A 17,794-nucleotide genomic window follows, 5' to 3' on the forward strand; every position below is an offset into this window, starting at 1 on the left:
GTTGTCTCGTCATTATAACGTGTTCAGGCAGTTTCGTTGAGAAGTGAATGTGCCTCGTTTATTATTATGATAGTTAGACTATCATAATTTAAGAATGGAGAGAATTCAATGCGGTTACAGGGGAAAGTTGCGGTCATCACAGGTGCAGGCAGTGGTATGGGAGAAGCGACAGCGAAATTGTTCGCAAAAGAAGGGGCGACGGTCGTCGCGACCGACATCAATCTTGAAGCGGTAACGAGCGTTGTCGAGGCGATTCGGGTGCAGGACGGGGAGGCGCTTGCGATTCGCCATGACGTGACATCACGTACAGATTGGGAGAAGGTTTACGCAGAAGTCCAAGCAACGTGCGGCAAGCTCGACATTCTCGTCAACAACGCTGGCATCGCGCTCGCTAAACCATTTTTACAGCAGACAGAAGACGACTGGGCGCGGACGTATCGCATCAACATCGATGGCGTCATGCTCGGAACACAATATGCGATCCCGCTCATGGAGAAAAATTACGGCGGCTCGATCGTCAACATCTCATCAATTTCGGCGTTGACCGGTATGGCCGGAGCAGGAGCGTATACAGCATCGAAAGGTGCGGTCCGCTCGCTCACGAAAGCAGCAGCCGTCGATTACGGCAAACATAACATTCGCGTCAACTCGGTCCACCCGGGCTATATCGTCACGCCGATGAGCGCGCCACATATGGAGCATCCGGACTATAAACAGCATTTCTTGAATCAAGTCGCCTTACCAAATTTAGGGACGGCACATGAGGTGGCGGCAGCCGTCTTGTTCCTCGCGTCAGACGAGGCAAACCATATCACCGGCATCGAGCTCCCGGTCGATGGGGGCGTCACGGCTAAATAAAAAAAGAAATTCAGTTCTTGAATGGACTGAGTTTCTTTTTTTATGCGACGATAGCTGTGCTAGACTGATATTCAAAAGGAATGATTATGAGGGGGAGACTAGATGGACTGGTATTTGGACAATGTGGAATCCTTACATAAAGAAGCGCCATACACGTTCTATATTCCGAGCAAAGAAGTGTTAAATCAGTTGAAAGTCGATGACTACGTGAAATTGATTTTTACGACTCAAGTTGCTGAAGCTGACGGGTATCGTGGTGAACGCATGTGGGTTCAAATCACAGCAATCGACGGCAATCGATTTGAAGGTGTGCTCGACAATGAGCCGGATCGCTTACCGATAACCCCGGGTACGATCGTGTCGTTCGGGATGGAGCACATCAGTCAGACTGAACATGAGGACCCCGATGCAGCCAAATGGGATTATTACTCCGATACGCTCGTGACAGTCAGCGCGGACGTGTTAGAACGAGAAGAATTTCATTTTATGTTGCGCGATGAGCCGCACGGAGAAGGCGACTCGGGTTGGTCGTTTTTAAGCGGCTACGAAGATGATGCGTACTTAAGTGATGCGGACAACTTTTACATCGTGTCAATCGGAGTCATCTTGAATATTGATGACTCGATCCTACGAATTCTTCAACAACCACCGCTTTGTGCGTATGAACGGGACGAGGCCGGGAAGTTTCAAGAAATTCAAGACTATGATTGGGATGGGTATTTGAATGGCTAACAAAAAGGAGCATCGCGCTCCTTTTTGTCTACTCTAAAACCCCAATCAGTTCCATGACGAGCAGGACGAACAATCCTGAACCGAGAACGGCCGCGAAGAAGACGAGGACGGCGTACTCTTTTTGTTTCAAGATGGCCCACCAGCCGGTCACGAACGCCCCGAGTCCGAGTACGAAGAACGTGGTCATGTAGCTAAGTCGAAGCATGTGTGCGGCGTTGTCGCTCCAAAGCGTTGACGTGAACGTCGTGTCGAAGTTGTCGAGCAACAAGAACGGCACGTACATGGCGAGGAACAAGCCAATGAGAATGATCGACCACTTGCCGACCGAGGTGCGTGGGAACAAGGCGCCATTCATGACGATTCACCTCTTTTCCGTTACAAAATCATCTGTATAGAACTATTCCCGTTTTGGTGAACGTTTGACTATTTTTCGCCTAAACGACATGAGATCGTCGGAACTAGAGAAACGATTGTCTTTCTCTATGAACGCTAACAAGCCCAGACAAAAGCGTCTGGGCTTGTTTTAGTACCACTCTTTCGGTTCGTAATTCAATTCGCGGAACAACTGCTCGCGCTCTTTTTTCGATAGGTCGCGCCATTGTCCGGGCGGGAGCTTGCCGAGCGTGATGTTCATGACGCGCACGCGTTGAAGGCGGTATACCTCGTAACCGAGCGTCTCACACATACGGCGGATCTGGCGGTTCAGTCCTTGCGTGAGCGTGATGTTGAAGTCGAACTTCGACAGCGGATGAACTTTACACGGTAACGTCTTCTGGCCGAGGATTTTGACGCCCGCTTCCATCTGTTCGACGAACTCTGGTGTGATCGGCTTGTCGACCGAGACAATGTATTCCTTCTCGTGCTCGCCCTCGGCGCGAAGAATTTCGTTGACGATATCGCCGTCGTTCGTCATCAAGATCAGACCTTCTGAGTCTTTATCGAGCCGGCCGATGTTGAAGATGCGGAGCGGGTGGTTGACGAGGTCGACGAGGTTGCCTTTGACTTTCTTCTCCGTCGTGCTCGTGACGCCGACCGGCTTGTGAACAGCGATGTAGACGTTGTTGCGGGCGACGCGGGCGGCTGAACCGTTGACGAGTACTTCGTCACCTGGGTTTACTTGGTCCCCGATTTTCGCTTTCTTCCCGTTGATCGTGACCCGCCCTTCTTCGACGAGACGATCGGCTTGGCGGCGGGACGCCTTGCCGGATTCACTAATAAATTTGTTAATACGCATGGTTACACGTCCTTATGAAATGATACTTCACTATACCGCATTTAGAGGGGGGATCACAATTACTGTCCGCTAGGAGGAAGGACGCGGGTGATGCTGCCCCAAAAGTTGAACTCGTTGAAGTCGATATAACGGATATTCTGTGAGCGATTGTCGAGCACCTCGAGCAAGACGACGTCCGGGAAGCCGGGCTTTTTAAAGATCATATAGCCGATTCCCGTAACGGAATGATTTTTATAAAATCCGTTCGCCATGTTCAAAATGAACGGTCGACCGGCGGCCAGTTCCCGTTCGAACGTCGACCACTTCCATAAATAGCGGGAACTCCCGTGCCCAGCATAGCCATAACGGAACCAGAGTTTTGTGATGATCGCACTGATTCGTGTCGGCGGTGTCCCTTTCTCGTCTTTGAACTGATGGGCGAGGGCGATCTCGCGCGCGTCTTGTTGGAGTTGAAACACGTCGTCAGGGATGTTGGGATAGCCGTGGTCATGGTAATAACGGAAAATGGCCGTCATCGATGTGAGGGTACAATTATTCTTCCCACCGTTGAACGCTTTTTGAAGCAACGCCGGGACCCCGTCGACCCGTTGCTTAGATTTCACCGTCCAATGTCCATGATAGCGGTCGTTCACATACGCTTCCGGGTCGATGATGCCGGCATAGCTTTTTTTCGCAATCTCGAGCTGTCCGGCGTAATGATGTTCCATGGCGCACCCCTCCCTTTTCTCCATTATACAAACAACGCCTCTTCTCAGGGAAATATGAGAAGAGGCGTTCTGTCGTCAAAATACCAAGTGGGCGATCCCGACGACGATCGGGAGCGTGATGAACGTCCGGAGCAAGAAGATGAGGACGAGGTCGAAGAATGAAATCGGAAGTTTCGACCCGAGGAGCAGTCCCCCGACTTCCGACATGAAGATGAGCTGCGTGACCGATACAGTGGCGATGATGAACCGTGTCATCTCGCTCTCGATACCGCTGCCGAGCACGGCTGGCAAGAACATGTCGGCGAAACCGACGACCATCGTCTGAGCGGCGGCTTCCGCCTCCGGCACTTGCAACAGCATCAGAATCGGTTCGAACGGTTTGCCGAGAATCGTAAATAGCGGCGTGTACTCAGCAGTGATGAGCGCGATCGTCCCGACGGCCATGACGATCGGCAAAATACCGAGCCACATGTCGAGCACGTTTTGGAAACCGTCTTTCAACGTGGCGACGAAGCTCTTGCTTGAGCGTGACTTGAGCAACGCTTGACGGAGTGCCCATTTCGGCATCGAGACGTTGGCCGGTACCGGCTCTTCCGGTTTCAACTCGGTCTCTTCATATGGGGTGTCGGCTTTTTTCGACAACGGATAAATTCGTGGCATGATGAGTGCTGCGACGATACCTGACACGACGATGGCGCCGTAATATTGTAAGAAGTAAGCATCGAGCTCCATATACGACAAGATGACGATTGTGAACGTGATCGAGACGACCGAGAACGTCGTGGCGATGACGGCGGCCTCCCGTTTCGTGTAGTAGCCGTTCTCATATTGTTTCGTCGTCAACAGAATCCCGATCGTCGCGTCACCGACCCAAGATGCGAGCGAGTCGAGCGAGGCCCGGCCCGGCAGTTTGAAGAGCGGGCGCATCACTTTGATGAGCATCGTCCCGACGAACTCGAGCAGGCCGAAGTTCAATAGGAGCGGCAGCAACATGCCGGCAAATAAGAACGTCGCGAACAAAATCGGGATCAAATCATACAGCAACAGGCCACCCGTGAACTCGGAGGTGATCATCTCCGGCCCGATCACGAGCAGCGTCATCACCCCGGCAATCAGACCGACGACCCGCATCCCGAACCAGAACGGCGTGACGTTGAACAGTGAATTGAAGTGTGGCCGCTCAAGGACGAACGCCGGTTTGGCCATGTACGTCCAAAGCGAACCGAGCACGGAAATGCCCATCATGATGACGGCGAGTGTCGGAACGACATCACCGATCAAACCGATCAACTGGTTTGACAAGAGAGCGACCGGGATGGTGAATCCGTCATCGGTCGGGATCGGCACGATGAAAAACATGAGACCGATTAAAGAAGGAATCAAAAATTTCAAAAAGTCGTTGGTCGTGAACGATGTCCCGTCTTGGCCAGGCTTGTTTGGTGTCTGATTCATGTTAGTTACCCCATTTCCCCGAAATAGTAGTTGGCGCATATCACCCGCATGTCCCCATCATGCGTTTCGTGATTTGCTATGAAGGAATCGCATCTTCTCGTTCATTATAAAGAAGGGGTTACGTGCCTAGCAACAATCCGTTGTAATTTTCTGAAAAAAGACAGCGTCACGATGAGCGGACTATTCGTATTGTCAAGTCGACTTTAGTATGATGACGGCGAGTCTTACAAAATCGAGATGTTCAACATATATACTATAAGGAGTGGATGATAACGATGAGATTAAGCGTCCTCGATCAAGCGCCGGTGACGTCCGGCCATACGTCAGAACATGCATTACAGAGCGCCGTCGAACTCGCCCAAGTGGCAGAAGAGCTAGGGTATTACCGGATGTGGATGGCTGAACACCACGGTGGCATGTCGTTCGCGAGTTCGGCCCCGGAAGTCATCGCGGCCTATATCGCTGCGAAGACGGAACGAATTCGTCTGGGGTCGGGCGGCATCATGATGATGCACTATTCGCCGCTCAAGATGGCCGAAGTGTTCAAGACGCTGAGCGCACTCGCACCAGGTCGAATCGACTTTGGGGTCGGCCGGGCCCCGGGTGGCGACGCCAACGCCATCTACGCGATGTCGCAAGGACAGAAGCCGATGATGGACGGACTATATGAGAAATTGCAGACGACACTCCAACTGATCAACGATGAGACGCCGGAAGAACGGTGGTACAAAACGACGCCGGCCGCACCGACCGGGGTGACGCTCCCTGAGGCTTGGCTGCTCGGGTCAAGCGGCAACAGCGCCGTCCAAGCCGGCCGCATGGGCGTCGGCTACTCGTTCGCCCAATTTTTTAACGGGGAACTGAGCAAAGACACGCTCGACACGTACCGGCATCACTTCACACCGTCAGCGTTCATGGAGAAGCCTGAAATCAATGTCACGTATCTCGTGACGACGGCCGAAACGGAGGAAGAGGCGGAATATTTGGCGCGTCCGTCCGACTTGTCACGCCTATTCCTGATGAGAGGGCAGCTGCGTCAACTGCTCAGACCGGAAGCGGCCAACGATTACCCGCTCACCGAAGTCGACAAGATCCACATCGCCAACAACCGGGCCATCCATCTCGTCGGGACGCCAAAACAGATCGCGGCGCAATTGCAGGACGAGTCCGTGCAGTATGGCTTTGACGAGGCGATGATTTGCAGTATCCAACATACACAAGCACAGCGATTGAACGTCTACCGTCTGCTCGCGAAAGAACTCCTCTAACGAAACGCTCCTTCTCATATCGGGAAGGAGCGTTTTAGATTAGCGGAACAGTTGCATAAGCACGAACAAGGCGACGAGTCCGCCGAGAGAGACAGTAAAGAAGACGGCGACCGAGCGTTCGTGGTTGCGGAGGATGGTGTATAGACCGACGACGAACGCACCGAGGGCAGCGGCGATGGCTGACATCGAGAAGACGACACCCCATGTGTTATCGAACAAGGTGTCGAAGTTGAACGGTTGACCCGACTGGACGATGAGAGCAGAGACGACTAAGAGCAGAAAGACGGCGAGCAACAGGACAACGGACCATTTCCCTGGTCGCGTCTGTGGATAGACGTTCCGACTGAGCATGACGGTTCACCTCACTTTTCATCTAAACTCATTTACCTATACCCGATTTTTTTAGCTATTTCCAAAAATACTTTCCCTTTTTTTGAACGGTTTTATGAACAAGTCAGCGTAAAAGTTCTAAACTAAAAGAAATGGAGATTGTATGGAGGTAAAGTATGCAACAGATGAAGGCCGATCCACATTATTTGTTTGATGTATTCGTTCGCTTGTATCGAATGGTCTTTTTGATGGAAGTGACGCCGAAAGGGTATCGTTACGTCCGTGTCAGTGAGCAAGGGAAGCGCGCGTCGTCGCTTCCGGACGATGTGAGCGGTCGCTATTTGCACGAGATGTATGCGCCGGACGTCGCGAACGAGTTGATTTTGCACTATGATGTGGTCGTTTCGTCTCGTGAGCCGGTCTATTTCATGTCAAAGATGAACATAGAAGCCAACACCGCACGCTTCGCCTCATCCATGCTCATGCCGCTCGAGGACGCCACTGGAGAAGTGCGCTACGTTCTCGGTTTGACGACCGATTTGTCGGAAGATGCGGAGATGAAGCTACTCAGCAGCATCGAGAACATCGATTATTTGACGGGCATGCCGAACTTGATGAAAGTGAAGCTCGAGCTTGAAAAACTGTTCGCCACACGAGAGCGTGAGGAAGCGACGAGCGTCATGCGCTTCCATATCAACCGTTTTAAGATCATTCTGTCGCTCCAAGGGGTGGAGCGATCGCAACGTTTAATCAAAGAGATGACCCGTCACTTATCTGACTTGCTGCCCAAGGGCTCGATTATCGGCCGCGTCGACGGGGAAGATTTCATCGCTGTACTGCCGCATACCTCGATCGAGACAGCATACATGCATGGGGAACGTTTACTGGCGACAATCGCGGATTACACGTACCATGTTGCCGAGACCGAGTTCACCCTGTCCGGCTGTCTCGGTATCAGTTCTGGCAGTGAAGACGCCGACCAAGTGATCATGAACGCGTCGACGGCATTGCTAGAAGCAAGGCAAGCCGGTAAACAGATGATTAAAGTGTATGAGAAAGACGATTATATGCAGCATTACATCGACGAGATGACGATTGAGATGGAACTTCACAAAGGATTGAAGGCAGGCGAACTCGGCGTCGTCTATCAGCCGAAAGTAGACTGTCGGAATGGCGCCGTCCATTTCGAGGCGCTCGTCCGCTGGAAGAACACCGTGCTCGGAAACATTTCACCTGAAACATTCATCAAAATTGCGGAGCAGTCACTGTTGATCGAGGACATCACTGAGTTCGTGTTCGAACGCGTCTGCCGCGATTTGAGCGATCGACCCGGGCTGTTCAACGGCCGCCGTGTCGCGGTCAACTTGTCCCCGGTCTTGTTCCGTCAAGACTACGTCCAAAGCAACCTGATCCCGCTTCTTAAAACGTATGGTCTCTCAGCTGATCAGTTCGAGTTCGAGATCACGGAACATACGCTCATGCAGGAACCGCTCATCGGGATCCAGACAGTCGACTACTTGAAGGCGGCGGGATTCCGCATCTTGATTGATGACTTCGGCGTCAGCTATTCGTCACTCAACTATTTGAAGATGTTCGACATCGACGGCATCAAGATCGACCGGTCGTTCATTAGTCAGCTCGATAAAGACAACGGATTAAAAGAATATGAGATCGTCAAACTGATTGTCGCACTCGCTAAAAAACTGAACTTAGCAGTCACGGCGGAAGGTGTCGAGACGGAAGCACAGTACCGTGCAATCCAGCGGCTCGGATGCGACGACGTGCAAGGCTATTTCTTCAGCCGGCCGCTCTCGCTCTCTAACCTCGAGCCGGCACTTGAGACAATCGTCTGTCAATACGAGGCGCTGCGGTTAGACGGCTCGGACCGGTCCAAGTTAGCGGCACGGTTCGATGAGACAGAGGCCGAACGATTGAAAACAATCCTTCGGCTCGAAATTTTAGATACCCCGCGGGAAGAACGGTACGATCGCATCAGCCGACTCGTCGCGAAGACGCTCGAGATGCCGATCGCGCTCATCTCGATCCTGACAACGGACCGGCAGTGGATCAAATCGTGCCAAGGTACTAATTTCGAAAGTCCACCCCACATCGATCGGAAGTGGACGCTATGTGACCGCGTCGTGACCGGTCAGGGATCCCTCGTGATCGAAGACGTCAAAACCGCGGAGGCGTTGAGTGAGAATCCGTTGCTCGAAGGGATCGGCTTTTATGCGGGTGTGCCGCTTATGACGAGAAGCGGACACGTCATCGGAACGCTCTGCGTCACCGACGGAGTGCCCCGCTCGTTCGAGCATGAGGCGGTGCAGACGCTTGAAGATTTTGCGCGTTGGGTGATGGCCGAAATTGAATTGACCGAACAGGCACGTGCCCAAGAGCGGCGTCAACAGACACTCGAGTCGCTGTACGAGGTGACGGCCATCCAAGCCCCGTTTGCTGACAAGCTGAAGCGAATCCAAGAAGTGCTCAGGGAGTGGATCGGTTATTCGCATGCCGTCATCTTCTCGACAGAATCACGCCAGCGCGTCCTGTCCGCCGATGGGGATGCCTGGATCGATTGGACGGACGAGCGACTGCAGCACGTTCATGCGCTGACGACGGTCGGGCATCAAAAATTGAAACGTTCGGAGCTCGTCCTCGAAGGGGTCGAATTCGCATCGATGATCAGCTTGCCGTTATCAAACGAAGGCAAGACGTTCGGATGGGTCGTCTTCCTGGCGGAGCAGGGCAGTTTAAACGATGTCGCCGATGCGGTGGCAATTCATGAGATGACGGACACGATCTTACTCGTGACCCGTTGGATGGAGAACGAGATTCGCCGAGAGCGTAAACATCAGGAAGTGATCGAACTCATCACAAAAGACGGGCTGACGAAACTGTCGAACCGTCACTCACTCATGACGGACTTGAGACAGACGATGAATCGGAAACGGCCGGTGGCGCTCCTGTTCATCGATTTGGATGATTTCAAGCGAATCAACGATACGCACGGTCATCTCGTCGGCGATGAAGTGCTCGTCGAAGTGGCGAAACGGATCGGATCGTTCAGTCACATGCATGCAGGGAAAGCGTACCGGTTTGCCGGGGATGAGTTTTTGATTGTCATCGAGACAGGTTCGGAATCGCTTGAAGAAGCCGTTTTTGACCAACTATCGACCGTGATTTCCCGGGAAATAACGGTCGGGGACGGATTGGCACTACATCTCTCGGCCAGTATTGGTGTCGCATATTCTGATGCTAGTTTGTCTTCCCTCGACACGCTCATCCATCACTCGGATGCGGCGATGTATATCGCTAAAAACGGGGGCGGGGATGGCTATTACGTATACGATTCGTATCAAGAGAACAAGTAGGGGGAAGTCACATGGGAAAACTTTGGTTAGTTGAAGGGTTGCCTGGAAGTGGGAAAACAACTTTCGCTGAAAGGCTTGCTGTAGCTATTCCGAGGGCTAAGTTTTATTCCGAGTCAGACGAAAGTCATCCGGTCGATGTCCATGCAGTCAATTGGGTGAAATCGTTTGACTATGCGAATGGTGAGGTCATCGATCAAGATGATGGTGGAGTGTTCGTACGCTTCGGTTCTGAGGAAGAAGTGCTGGGCACGGACGTGTACGAGTTGCCGTTCGAACAACACGTCACGCTCATGCTCGGGCGTTGGAAACGATTTGTCGAGCTGGCACAGCAACACGATACATCATATATATTTGAATGTGTGTTGCTTCAAAATCCTTTCACCATCGGGATGGTAGCGCAAGACGTATCGAATGAACAAATAGAAAGCTATATCATGAAAGTGGCGGATTTGATCAAACCGCTTGAACCGACAGTGATTTATTTAGAAACGGAAGACGTTCCTACCGTCTTTAGTAATGTTTTTGCGGAGCGATCGGAACAATGGAAGCAAGGATTTGTTGACTATTATACGTCACAGACATACGGGACCAATCGCGAATTATCCAATATTGAAGGGACGATTGAGATTTTGCTTGAACGGCAACATCGGGAATTGAACTTGCTCAACCAATTGCCGTCGCGGACGATTCGAATTGTAAATGATGATCGAAGATCTTTTGATATCCTTAAAACACTGACCGAGAAAGGAGGACGATGACGATGCAAACGCTAGAGCGTTATTCGGACTGCTTTTGGTACATGACGCCAGTCGCTGAGACCGACCGGCCAATCATCGGCGCAGTCGTCGGAGATCGGCATACGCTCATGATTGATGCAGGGAACTCGGAGGCTCACGCCAACTTGTTTTTGGACGCCTTGGCCGAGCGGGGAATCGAGCGTCCTTCGCTCGTCGCTTTGACACATTGGCACTGGGATCATATTTTCGGTCTGTCCGCGTTACGAGATGCGGTATCGATTTCGAGTGTGGCGACGAAAGCGCGTATCGAACGAATGATGCCGTACAAATGGGATGACGACTCGCTCGACGAACGCGTCGAGAGCGGAATCGAAATCGCGTTTTGCGCCGATGCGATTCGGCTCGAGTTTGGAGATGTTCGTTCGATGCAGGTCGTTTTACCGACCGTGACGTTCGATGATACAGTAACGCTCGACCTTGGTGGGGTCCACGTCTTGTTGAAACACGTCGGTGGGGATCATGCTGCCGACGCGGTTGTGGCTTACGTGCCAGAAGAGAAAGTGCTATTTCTAGGGGACGCGCTCTATGCGAACCTCTATGCCTCATCTTGGAGGATGACCGCAGTCGAGACGTTACGGTTATTGAGCGTCCTCGACACGTTCGAGGCTGAGGCGTACGTCTGGTCGCACGGGCACGTAGCGACGCGAGCGGAATATGAGAAAGACCGTGATATGCTTCGACGTTTAGCCCAGATTTCTCTCGATTCCCCTGGAAATAGAGATGCGATCACGTCTCAGTATGAACAGATTACTGGTCGAGAGGTTGACGAAGAGGAGCAAGAGCTGATCACCTTCTTCGTGAATGGATCGAACGGTGAGACGTGATGGAGATTAAACGGATTCACGATGAGGATAAGGTATTTCAACAATTGTTGACGAGCCGATTGCAGGTCGCGGAAGGGGACTTGGAGCAAGACAAGTGAAACTGACGACGTTCTCATTCCAGGCGAAAGCGTTTTATGAACGTTTCGGCTACGAGGTGGCCGGCGTCCTCCGCGACTATCCCTCGGGCTCTGACTACTACATGATGACGAAACGTTTGATCGATGCATGAAAAAGGCGACTCGCGCGAGTCGCCTTTTTCAGTACACTTTATCCCCGTTGAAGATTGAGTTTTTCACCATGACGTAATCGACGGTACGTAACGCGTCGAGATTGTTCCCACCCGAGTATGAGATGGCCGACTGGAGGTCTTGCTCCATCTCGGTCAACGTGTCTTGAAGCGCCCCTTTGTGCTCGACGAACACTTTCTTGCCTTCGACGTTTTTCCGTTCCCCTTTTTGGAATTCAGAAGCCGACCCGAAGTATTCTTTGAGCAGTTTCCCGTCCTGCTCGAACGTCTCCCCCGGAGACTCGTCGTGACCGGCGAACAGTGAGCCGATCATGACCATCGACGCCCCGAAGCGGACCGATTTGGCGATGTCGCCGTGCGTGCGGATGCCCCCATCCGCGATGATCGGTTTCGTCGCCGCCTTGGCACACCAGCGGAGCGCGGCGAGTTGCCAACCGCCTGTCCCGAAGCCGGTCTTGATTTTCGTGATGCACACTTTGCCCGGTCCGATGCCGACTTTCGTCGCGTCCGCCCCGGCATGCTCGAGCTCACGGACCGCTTCCGGTGTCCCGACGTTCCCGGCGATGACGAACGAGCTCGGAAGATGCTGTTTGATGTGTTGGATCATCCGGATGACCGCGTTCGAATGGCCGTGTGCGATATCGATTGTGATGAATTCTGGTGTATGTCCCGCTTCGGCGAGCTGTTCGACGAACCGATACTCGTCTTCTTTCACGCCGACACTGATTGACGCGTACAGGCCACGTCCGTGCATGTCTTCGATGAACCGTAGCCGCGTTTCCGGATTGAACCGATGCATGATGTAGAAATAGCCGTTCTCAGCGAGCGAGAGCGCCACGTTCTCATCGATGATCGTCTGCATATTCGCCGGAACGACCGGAAGGCGGAACGTGAGGCCGCCGAGTGTGACGCTCGCGTCACATTCCGAACGACTATCGACGACACATTTTGCCGGAATCAATTGAATATCTTCATAATCAAACACTTTATCCATCGTTTGCACCCCTATTTACGAACATTTTAATTGAGTTGTCTAGAAATACTTCGCCCATTCGGTAATGTAACGCATTTTTTGATGAAAGTCAAAGGGATGTATCGAAAAAATGTATATTTTCAATACAATAACGTTATTTATATTCTTAATGTTCGTGTTTAGGCTAACTACGTTAATGTTTCACGTGAAAAAAGACCGCTAGTCAGCGGTCTTGAAACATCACATATCGGTTGCGGCCGTTCGACTTGGCTTCATAAAGTGCGAGATCGGCTTGCTTGAGCAATCGTTTCTTTGTCATGCCTGATTGGTAACGAGCGACACCGACACTCGATGTCGTGACGAACGTGTGGCCTTCGATCTGCCACGGGTGCTGGAGCGAAGCAATCAGCTTGTCCGCGACCCGGTCAGGTGCTGACAAATCGGTATAGCGGATCAATACAGAGAACTCGTCGCCGCCGAAGCGGGCGATCACGTCTTGTTTCCGTAGCGCCTGGGTGAGACGGAGTGAGAACTGTCGCAGCAGCTCGTCACCGACGTCATGTCCGAGCGTGTCGTTGATCTGTTTGAAATGATCGATATCGAGCGAGAGGATGGCCAGCTCCTCGCCGTCCTCTTCAACCCTCGAGAGTGCCTCTTCTAAGTAAGCCAAGAAGTAACGGCGGTTCGGGAGCTCGGTCAGCGTATCGTGGTAAGCTAAGTGTTTCAGTTGTTTCTCGAGTACTTTACGTTGCATGATCTCACGGGTGACCGTTAAATAGTGCAGCAACGTCGCTTCTTCATAGATAGCCTGAATCTTCGTCTCGAGCCAAATCCATCTGCCATCGTGGTGGAGGTGACGAAACTCGAGCGTGAGCGGCTCACTGCCGGCCGTCATCGCTTTGAGCTGTTGTCTCGTCGGCGTGACGTCTTCCGGGTGGATGAAGTCGAGCGTATTCTTGCCTTCGTAAACCGCAGGCGCATAGCCGAGGACGCTCTGGTGGGACGGCGAGGCGTAGCGGACACGGCCGTCGCGCTCGAGGATGCAGACGAGGTCGCTCATGTTTTCCGTGATCAGTCGGTACTGCGTCTCACTTTGGCGTAACGCCCGTTCCATCTCTCGTTTCTCGGTCACATCACGCAGGACGGTCATCACGGCGGTCGCCCCTTCATAATCAATCAATAGACTGCCGATATCTACGTGTAAGTGCTGACCGGACGGCGTGACAAGGACGATTTCCGTGTCTTGGACAGGATCACCGAGCTGCAAGGCAGAAAGGCGTTTCCTCGTCACCTCATGGTATTCGGCAGCGATATATGTAAAGATGGATTCGCTCTCGATATACGTCTCCCCGATCGTCTCTAACGCCACGGCGTTCGCATATAAAATTAGGCCGTCTTTATGGACGATGATCCCTTCTGGAATCGTCTCGATGAGCTGGCGATAGCGTCGCTCGCTCTCTTGTAAAGCTCGTTCGGCGGTCTTCTCCGGCGTATGATCGATGATGATGGCGAACAGGCCGGTGATGTTGCCGCCGATCTCGATCGGGATGTTCAAGACGGCGAGGTCGAGCGCTTCACCCGTCTTATCATGCGCCGTGACCCCGTACTTGTGGGGCTTTCCGGATAAGGCGAACTGGAGTCCCTCGCGGACGAGCGGTTGTTCCGAGTCCGGCAGCCAGTCGAGGAACGAACGGTTGATGAAGTTGGCCTCGCAATAGCCGGTGATGTTTGTGACGGCAGGATTGATCGACTTGACCCGAAGTTCGGGGTCGAGCACGAAAATGCCGTGTGGCGAATAGCGGCGCAACGACTCATGCTGGTCACGTAAAATCGATAGCTCGAGCTCACGCCGTTTCCGCTCCGTCACTTCCCGAACGACCGAGATGACGTGGGTGCAGGCACCGGATTCGTCAAATACCGGCGTCACTTCCGACTCGAAATAATGAAGCGGCAACAAGATCACATCTTGGTACTCGAGTGTTTCTGAGTAGAACGAATCAGCGAGGCGGCAGTCTTCATAGACGATGCTCTTTCGTGCGCGAATCGCCTCGTCATAATGGTGGGTGATGAGTGCGGCCGTCTCGGCCGGAACCATGTCGCCGACACACTTTCCGACGTCAGCGTCTGTCCAACCGATGGCCTGCTTCCCCGGCTCGTTCACAAATACATAGCGATAGGTCGAACCGTCCACTTCCATGAAGAACACAAAATCCGAGATTTTGTCGAACGTCTGGAGCAGGATGGAAGAATGGTGTTGGATCGTCTGGTCGGCGCGCATAATGTCCCTCATTTCAGTCGAATTTTTGACACGTCATTCTTATATTACAACATTCATAAAAAGATGTGTGAACATTCCAAAAAAGACAGGACTGTGAAAGTCCTGTCAGGCAGCTTGTTTGAGACGGTCCCGTTCTTGACGGCCGTTCATCACGTAATACAAGAAAATCGTGAAGGCGACGACCCCGGCGAGCAACAGATAGATGGTAGAGAAACCGGTCAGCGGGATGAGTAGCCCGATGAAGTAGGGACCGAAGCCGAGCCCGGCGTCGAGGGCGATGAAGAACGTCGACGTCGCCATCCCCATCCGTCCAGGTGAGGCCGCCTTGACGGCGATGGCCTGTGTACCGGACTGAATATTGCCGAAGCCGAGCCCGATCAACGCGCCGGCGAGTAAAAGGCCCAAAGCGCTCGTCGCTTGGCTAAGGACGAGCAGCCCGACCGCGAAGATGAAGATGGCCGGATACATGACGACGTTGGCGCCACGCACGTCCATGAGCCGTCCCGTGATTGGGCGCGACAACAGGACGGAAATCGAATAGACGAGGAAGAAGACGCTCGCCGCTTCGACGAGGTCGAGTTCAGTCGCGTAAAAGTTGATGTAAGACAAGACGCTCGAAAAACTGAGCGCGGCGATCACGATGATGAGCGCGATCGGTAACGCCTTCGGCTCGACGAACGCCTTAAGTGACAATCCGCGAACGATTTCCGGATTGTCGGCCTCGGGAACGGTGACGAACAAGGCGCTCACTAAACTGACGACGCCGACGACGAGACAAGCGATAAAGATGGTCGAGAAACTCGTATATTGGCTCATCAGCAAGCCGACGAACGGGCCGATGGCGGTGGCGAGCGTCGAGCTCATGCTGTAGTACCCGATACCTTCACCTTTCCTCGCTCCGGGAATGATCTGTGCGACGATCGTGCCGGTCGCTGTGCTCGATAAACCCATGCCGAGACCGTGCACGAAGCGGGTGAACAGTAGGAAGCCGACGCCGAGGTCGACGAAATAGAGCAGGATCGTGGCCGTGAAGAAGGTCAGCCCGATCAACAGCGTCTTGCGCCGTCCGATTGAATCGATCAATCGTCCGATGAACAGCCGGCCGACGAGCGTACCGATGATGAAGATCCCAGTCACGAGACCGGCCTCACTTGTCGTCGCGCCGTACGTCGCAACGGCGTGGACACCGATCGTTACCATGAGCAAGAAAAAGATGAGCGTCAAGAAGAAGTTGACGAGCGAGATGATGAGGAAGTCTTTCGTCCATAATTTTTGTGCGGTCAATTGCATCGGCGATGATGCCTCCTTATTTGTTTGAACCTAAATAGTTAGTAAACATAACTAAAGGAGTATAGCAAATTGATGAGAGCTTGTCAGAGACGACGCATTGTGCATGAAAAACCGATTCGCGTGAGCGGATCGGTTTTTCATTAGATCAAGTGGTGGCGGTACCAGAGGACGATCGGTACGAGAACGAGTGAAACGATTCCACCGAGCAGTGATAGCGTCAAATAGCTCGACTGGGAGGCGATGATACCTGACAGCATGCCGCCCGAGGCGCCGGACAAGGCGATCCAGACGTCGACCGATCCTTGCGTCTTCGCTCTCGTCTCGGGTGTCGTCGCATCGACCAAGATGGCCGTCCCACTGATGAGACCAAAGTTCCAACCGACACCGAGCAAGACGAGACCGACGATCAACAAGAACAGCGAGTCGGCCGGTGCGAACGCCGCGACGACGCCTGCGAAGAATAACGTCACCCCGGAAGCGATGGCCATGATTTCACGGCCGACTTTGTCGACGAGCACGCCGGTCACGAGCGAGGGTAAATACATCGCGCCGATATGGAAGCCGATGACGAGACCGACCGCGCTCAGTTCATGGCCGTGTTGCCGCATGTGGACAGGTGTCATCGTCATGATGGCGACCATGACGATTTGGCTGAGCACCATGACGAAAGCACCGACGTACACACCAAGACGAGAGTGGACTTCTTCGGGTTGACGTTGCGTCGCGTCTGTCGATTGCTTCCGTTTCGATTCGATGGCTCGGGCGACGAGGAGCGGGTCAGGGTTCAAAAACACGATCAAGATGAGACCGGCCACGAAGTAGGCGGCTCCCGCGAGTAAAAACGGACCAGAAAGCGTCGGGATGCCGATGGCGTCAGCAACCCGCCCCATCGGTTCGACCAAGTTCGGTCCGGCGACGGCACCGAACGTCGTCGATACCATGGCAATACTGACCGCGGTCGCCCGTTCGGTCGCATTCGCCAAATCCGTTCCGGCGTAACGGGCCTGGAGGTTACTCGCCGTCCCGGCCCCGTAAATAAGGAGCGACACGAACAAGAGCGGTACGCTCTCGAACGCGGCGGCAAAGATAACACCGAACGCACCGAGGGATCCCGTCAAGAACCCGGTCGCGAGTCCGAACCGGCGTCCGACCCGTTGCGATATCATCCCGATCAGAAACGCGGCGCCGGCAGAGCCGAGCGTGAACAGCGCCGTTGGGACACCCGCATACGCATCGGTCCCGAGCAGGTCGCGGGCGAGGAGCGCCCCGACGGTTATGCCTGCGGCGAGGCCGGCACCCCCGAAAATTTGAGACAGCACGACGACGAACAACGTCCGTTTATACAGACGGCGTTGTTGCTCGGTGTCGGTCACATATGAATCAATCTTATTTCGCATGACACGATTCCTCCTCCATCAACTTATACCCCACCT

Annotated in this window: 16 protein-coding genes; 7 read left to right on the top strand and 9 right to left on the bottom strand. The window is 53.3% G+C overall.

Features of this window, described 5'->3' with window-relative positions; genetic code table 11:
• The first annotated feature begins 108 nt into the window (after positions 1 to 108).
• Positions 109 to 858 (top strand): SDR family NAD(P)-dependent oxidoreductase, encoded by a 750-nt coding sequence (locus EVJ21_RS10945; RefSeq protein ID WP_131490521.1) that lies wholly within the window; start codon positions 109 to 111, stop codon positions 856 to 858.
• 102 nt (positions 859 to 960) lie between these two features.
• Positions 961 to 1,590 carry an immunity protein Imm33 domain-containing protein gene (locus EVJ21_RS10950; protein WP_071398731.1) on the top strand — a complete coding sequence of 210 codons (630 nt, stop codon included), beginning with the start codon at positions 961 to 963 and terminating at the stop codon, positions 1,588 to 1,590.
• Between the two features lie 28 nt (positions 1,591 to 1,618).
• Here EVJ21_RS10950 and EVJ21_RS10955 read toward each other — a convergent pair whose 3' ends face one another.
• The 4 genes from EVJ21_RS10955 to EVJ21_RS10970 form a co-directional block, all read right to left on the bottom strand.
• A complete protein-coding gene (locus tag EVJ21_RS10955; protein WP_131490523.1) occupies positions 1,619 to 1,945 on the bottom strand; it encodes a hypothetical protein in 327 nt (108 codons plus the stop codon).
• Between the two features lie 168 nt (positions 1,946 to 2,113).
• A complete protein-coding gene (gene rluF / locus EVJ21_RS10960) occupies positions 2,114 to 2,824 on the bottom strand; it encodes a 23S rRNA pseudouridine(2604) synthase RluF (RefSeq protein ID WP_071398733.1) in 711 nt (236 codons plus the stop codon).
• 59 nt (positions 2,825 to 2,883) lie between these two features.
• Positions 2,884 to 3,531 (bottom strand): C39 family peptidase, encoded by a 648-nt coding sequence (locus tag EVJ21_RS10965; RefSeq protein WP_131490524.1) that lies wholly within the window; start codon positions 3,529 to 3,531, stop codon positions 2,884 to 2,886.
• Between the two features lie 75 nt (positions 3,532 to 3,606).
• Positions 3,607 to 4,983 (bottom strand): YjiH family protein, encoded by a 1,377-nt coding sequence (locus EVJ21_RS10970; protein WP_131466085.1) that lies wholly within the window; start codon positions 4,981 to 4,983, stop codon positions 3,607 to 3,609.
• Between the two features lie 275 nt (positions 4,984 to 5,258).
• On the opposite strand from EVJ21_RS10970, the gene EVJ21_RS10975 reads away from it, so the two are divergent.
• The gene (locus EVJ21_RS10975) at positions 5,259 to 6,251 is read left to right on the top strand and encodes an MsnO8 family LLM class oxidoreductase (RefSeq protein WP_131490525.1); all 993 of its coding nucleotides are present in this window, start codon (positions 5,259 to 5,261) and stop codon (positions 6,249 to 6,251) included.
• Between the two features lie 39 nt (positions 6,252 to 6,290).
• Here the strand turns inward: EVJ21_RS10975 and EVJ21_RS10980 are convergent, their stop codons facing one another.
• Positions 6,291 to 6,602 (bottom strand): hypothetical protein, encoded by a 312-nt coding sequence (locus EVJ21_RS10980; RefSeq protein ID WP_070328026.1) that lies wholly within the window; start codon positions 6,600 to 6,602, stop codon positions 6,291 to 6,293.
• Between the two features lie 155 nt (positions 6,603 to 6,757).
• On the opposite strand from EVJ21_RS10980, the gene EVJ21_RS10985 reads away from it, so the two are divergent.
• The 4 genes from EVJ21_RS10985 to EVJ21_RS15555 all read left to right on the top strand — a co-directional run bounded on the left by EVJ21_RS10985 (position 6,758) and on the right by EVJ21_RS15555 (position 11,802).
• Positions 6,758 to 9,952 carry an EAL domain-containing protein gene (locus EVJ21_RS10985; RefSeq protein ID WP_131490526.1) on the top strand — a complete coding sequence of 1,065 codons (3,195 nt, stop codon included), beginning with the start codon at positions 6,758 to 6,760 and terminating at the stop codon, positions 9,950 to 9,952.
• Between the two features lie 11 nt (positions 9,953 to 9,963).
• Complete coding sequence (locus EVJ21_RS10990) at positions 9,964 to 10,710, top strand: P-loop NTPase family protein (protein WP_131466091.1); 747 nt, start codon at positions 9,964 to 9,966, stop codon at positions 10,708 to 10,710.
• 2 nt (positions 10,711 to 10,712) lie between these two features.
• A complete protein-coding gene (locus EVJ21_RS10995) occupies positions 10,713 to 11,573 on the top strand; it encodes an MBL fold metallo-hydrolase (RefSeq protein ID WP_131466093.1) in 861 nt (286 codons plus the stop codon).
• Between the two features lie 94 nt (positions 11,574 to 11,667).
• Entirely contained in the window at positions 11,668 to 11,802 is a 135-nt protein-coding gene (locus EVJ21_RS15555; RefSeq protein WP_255570030.1) for an N-acetyltransferase, read from the top strand.
• Between the two features lie 28 nt (positions 11,803 to 11,830).
• On the opposite strand, the gene guaC is transcribed toward EVJ21_RS15555, so the two are convergent.
• The 4 genes from guaC to EVJ21_RS11020 form a co-directional block, all read right to left on the bottom strand.
• Positions 11,831 to 12,814, bottom strand: coding sequence for a GMP reductase (gene guaC / locus EVJ21_RS11005; RefSeq protein ID WP_070328030.1), 984 nt, complete (start codon positions 12,812 to 12,814; stop codon positions 11,831 to 11,833).
• A gap of 202 nt (positions 12,815 to 13,016) precedes the next feature.
• Positions 13,017 to 15,071, bottom strand: coding sequence for a PAS domain S-box protein (locus EVJ21_RS11010; RefSeq protein WP_131490628.1), 2,055 nt, complete (start codon positions 15,069 to 15,071; stop codon positions 13,017 to 13,019).
• 105 nt (positions 15,072 to 15,176) lie between these two features.
• On the bottom strand, positions 15,177 to 16,361 hold the full coding sequence (locus EVJ21_RS11015) for an MFS transporter (protein ID WP_131490528.1): 1,185 nt from the start codon (positions 16,359 to 16,361) through the stop codon (positions 15,177 to 15,179).
• A gap of 140 nt (positions 16,362 to 16,501) precedes the next feature.
• A complete protein-coding gene (locus EVJ21_RS11020) occupies positions 16,502 to 17,758 on the bottom strand; it encodes an MFS transporter (RefSeq protein WP_131490530.1) in 1,257 nt (418 codons plus the stop codon).
• Positions 17,759 to 17,794: the final 36 nt, after the last annotated feature.

Origin of the sequence: Exiguobacterium sp. SH0S2 (assembly GCF_004337185.1) — a bacterium.
In the GTDB taxonomy this organism is placed as follows: Bacteria; Bacillota; Bacilli; order Exiguobacteriales; family Exiguobacteriaceae; genus Exiguobacterium; species Exiguobacterium aurantiacum_A.

Excerpts from the sequence above, each read along its gene's own strand:
- EVJ21_RS10945 (WP_131490521.1), top strand. The coding sequence starts at position 109 with ATGCGGTTACAGGGGAAAGTTGCGGTCATCACAGGTGCAGGCAGTGGT.
- EVJ21_RS10950 (WP_071398731.1), top strand. The coding sequence starts at position 961 with ATGGACTGGTATTTGGACAATGTGGAATCCTTACATAAAGAAGCGCCA.
- EVJ21_RS10955 (WP_131490523.1), bottom strand. The coding sequence starts at position 1,945 with ATGAATGGCGCCTTGTTCCCACGCACCTCGGTCGGCAAGTGGTCGATC.
- rluF (WP_071398733.1), bottom strand. The coding sequence starts at position 2,824 with ATGCGTATTAACAAATTTATTAGTGAATCCGGCAAGGCGTCCCGCCGC.
- EVJ21_RS10965 (WP_131490524.1), bottom strand. The coding sequence starts at position 3,531 with ATGGAACATCATTACGCCGGACAGCTCGAGATTGCGAAAAAAAGCTAT.
- EVJ21_RS10970 (WP_131466085.1), bottom strand. The coding sequence starts at position 4,983 with ATGAATCAGACACCAAACAAGCCTGGCCAAGACGGGACATCGTTCACG.
- EVJ21_RS10975 (WP_131490525.1), top strand. The coding sequence starts at position 5,259 with ATGAGATTAAGCGTCCTCGATCAAGCGCCGGTGACGTCCGGCCATACG.
- EVJ21_RS10980 (WP_070328026.1), bottom strand. The coding sequence starts at position 6,602 with ATGCTCAGTCGGAACGTCTATCCACAGACGCGACCAGGGAAATGGTCC.
- EVJ21_RS10985 (WP_131490526.1), top strand. The coding sequence starts at position 6,758 with ATGCAACAGATGAAGGCCGATCCACATTATTTGTTTGATGTATTCGTT.
- EVJ21_RS10990 (WP_131466091.1), top strand. The coding sequence starts at position 9,964 with ATGGGAAAACTTTGGTTAGTTGAAGGGTTGCCTGGAAGTGGGAAAACA.
- EVJ21_RS10995 (WP_131466093.1), top strand. The coding sequence starts at position 10,713 with ATGCAAACGCTAGAGCGTTATTCGGACTGCTTTTGGTACATGACGCCA.
- guaC (WP_070328030.1), bottom strand. The coding sequence starts at position 12,814 with ATGGATAAAGTGTTTGATTATGAAGATATTCAATTGATTCCGGCAAAA.
- EVJ21_RS11010 (WP_131490628.1), bottom strand. The coding sequence starts at position 15,071 with ATGCGCGCCGACCAGACGATCCAACACCATTCTTCCATCCTGCTCCAG.
- EVJ21_RS11015 (WP_131490528.1), bottom strand. The coding sequence starts at position 16,361 with ATGCAATTGACCGCACAAAAATTATGGACGAAAGACTTCCTCATCATC.
- EVJ21_RS11020 (WP_131490530.1), bottom strand. The coding sequence starts at position 17,758 with ATGCGAAATAAGATTGATTCATATGTGACCGACACCGAGCAACAACGC.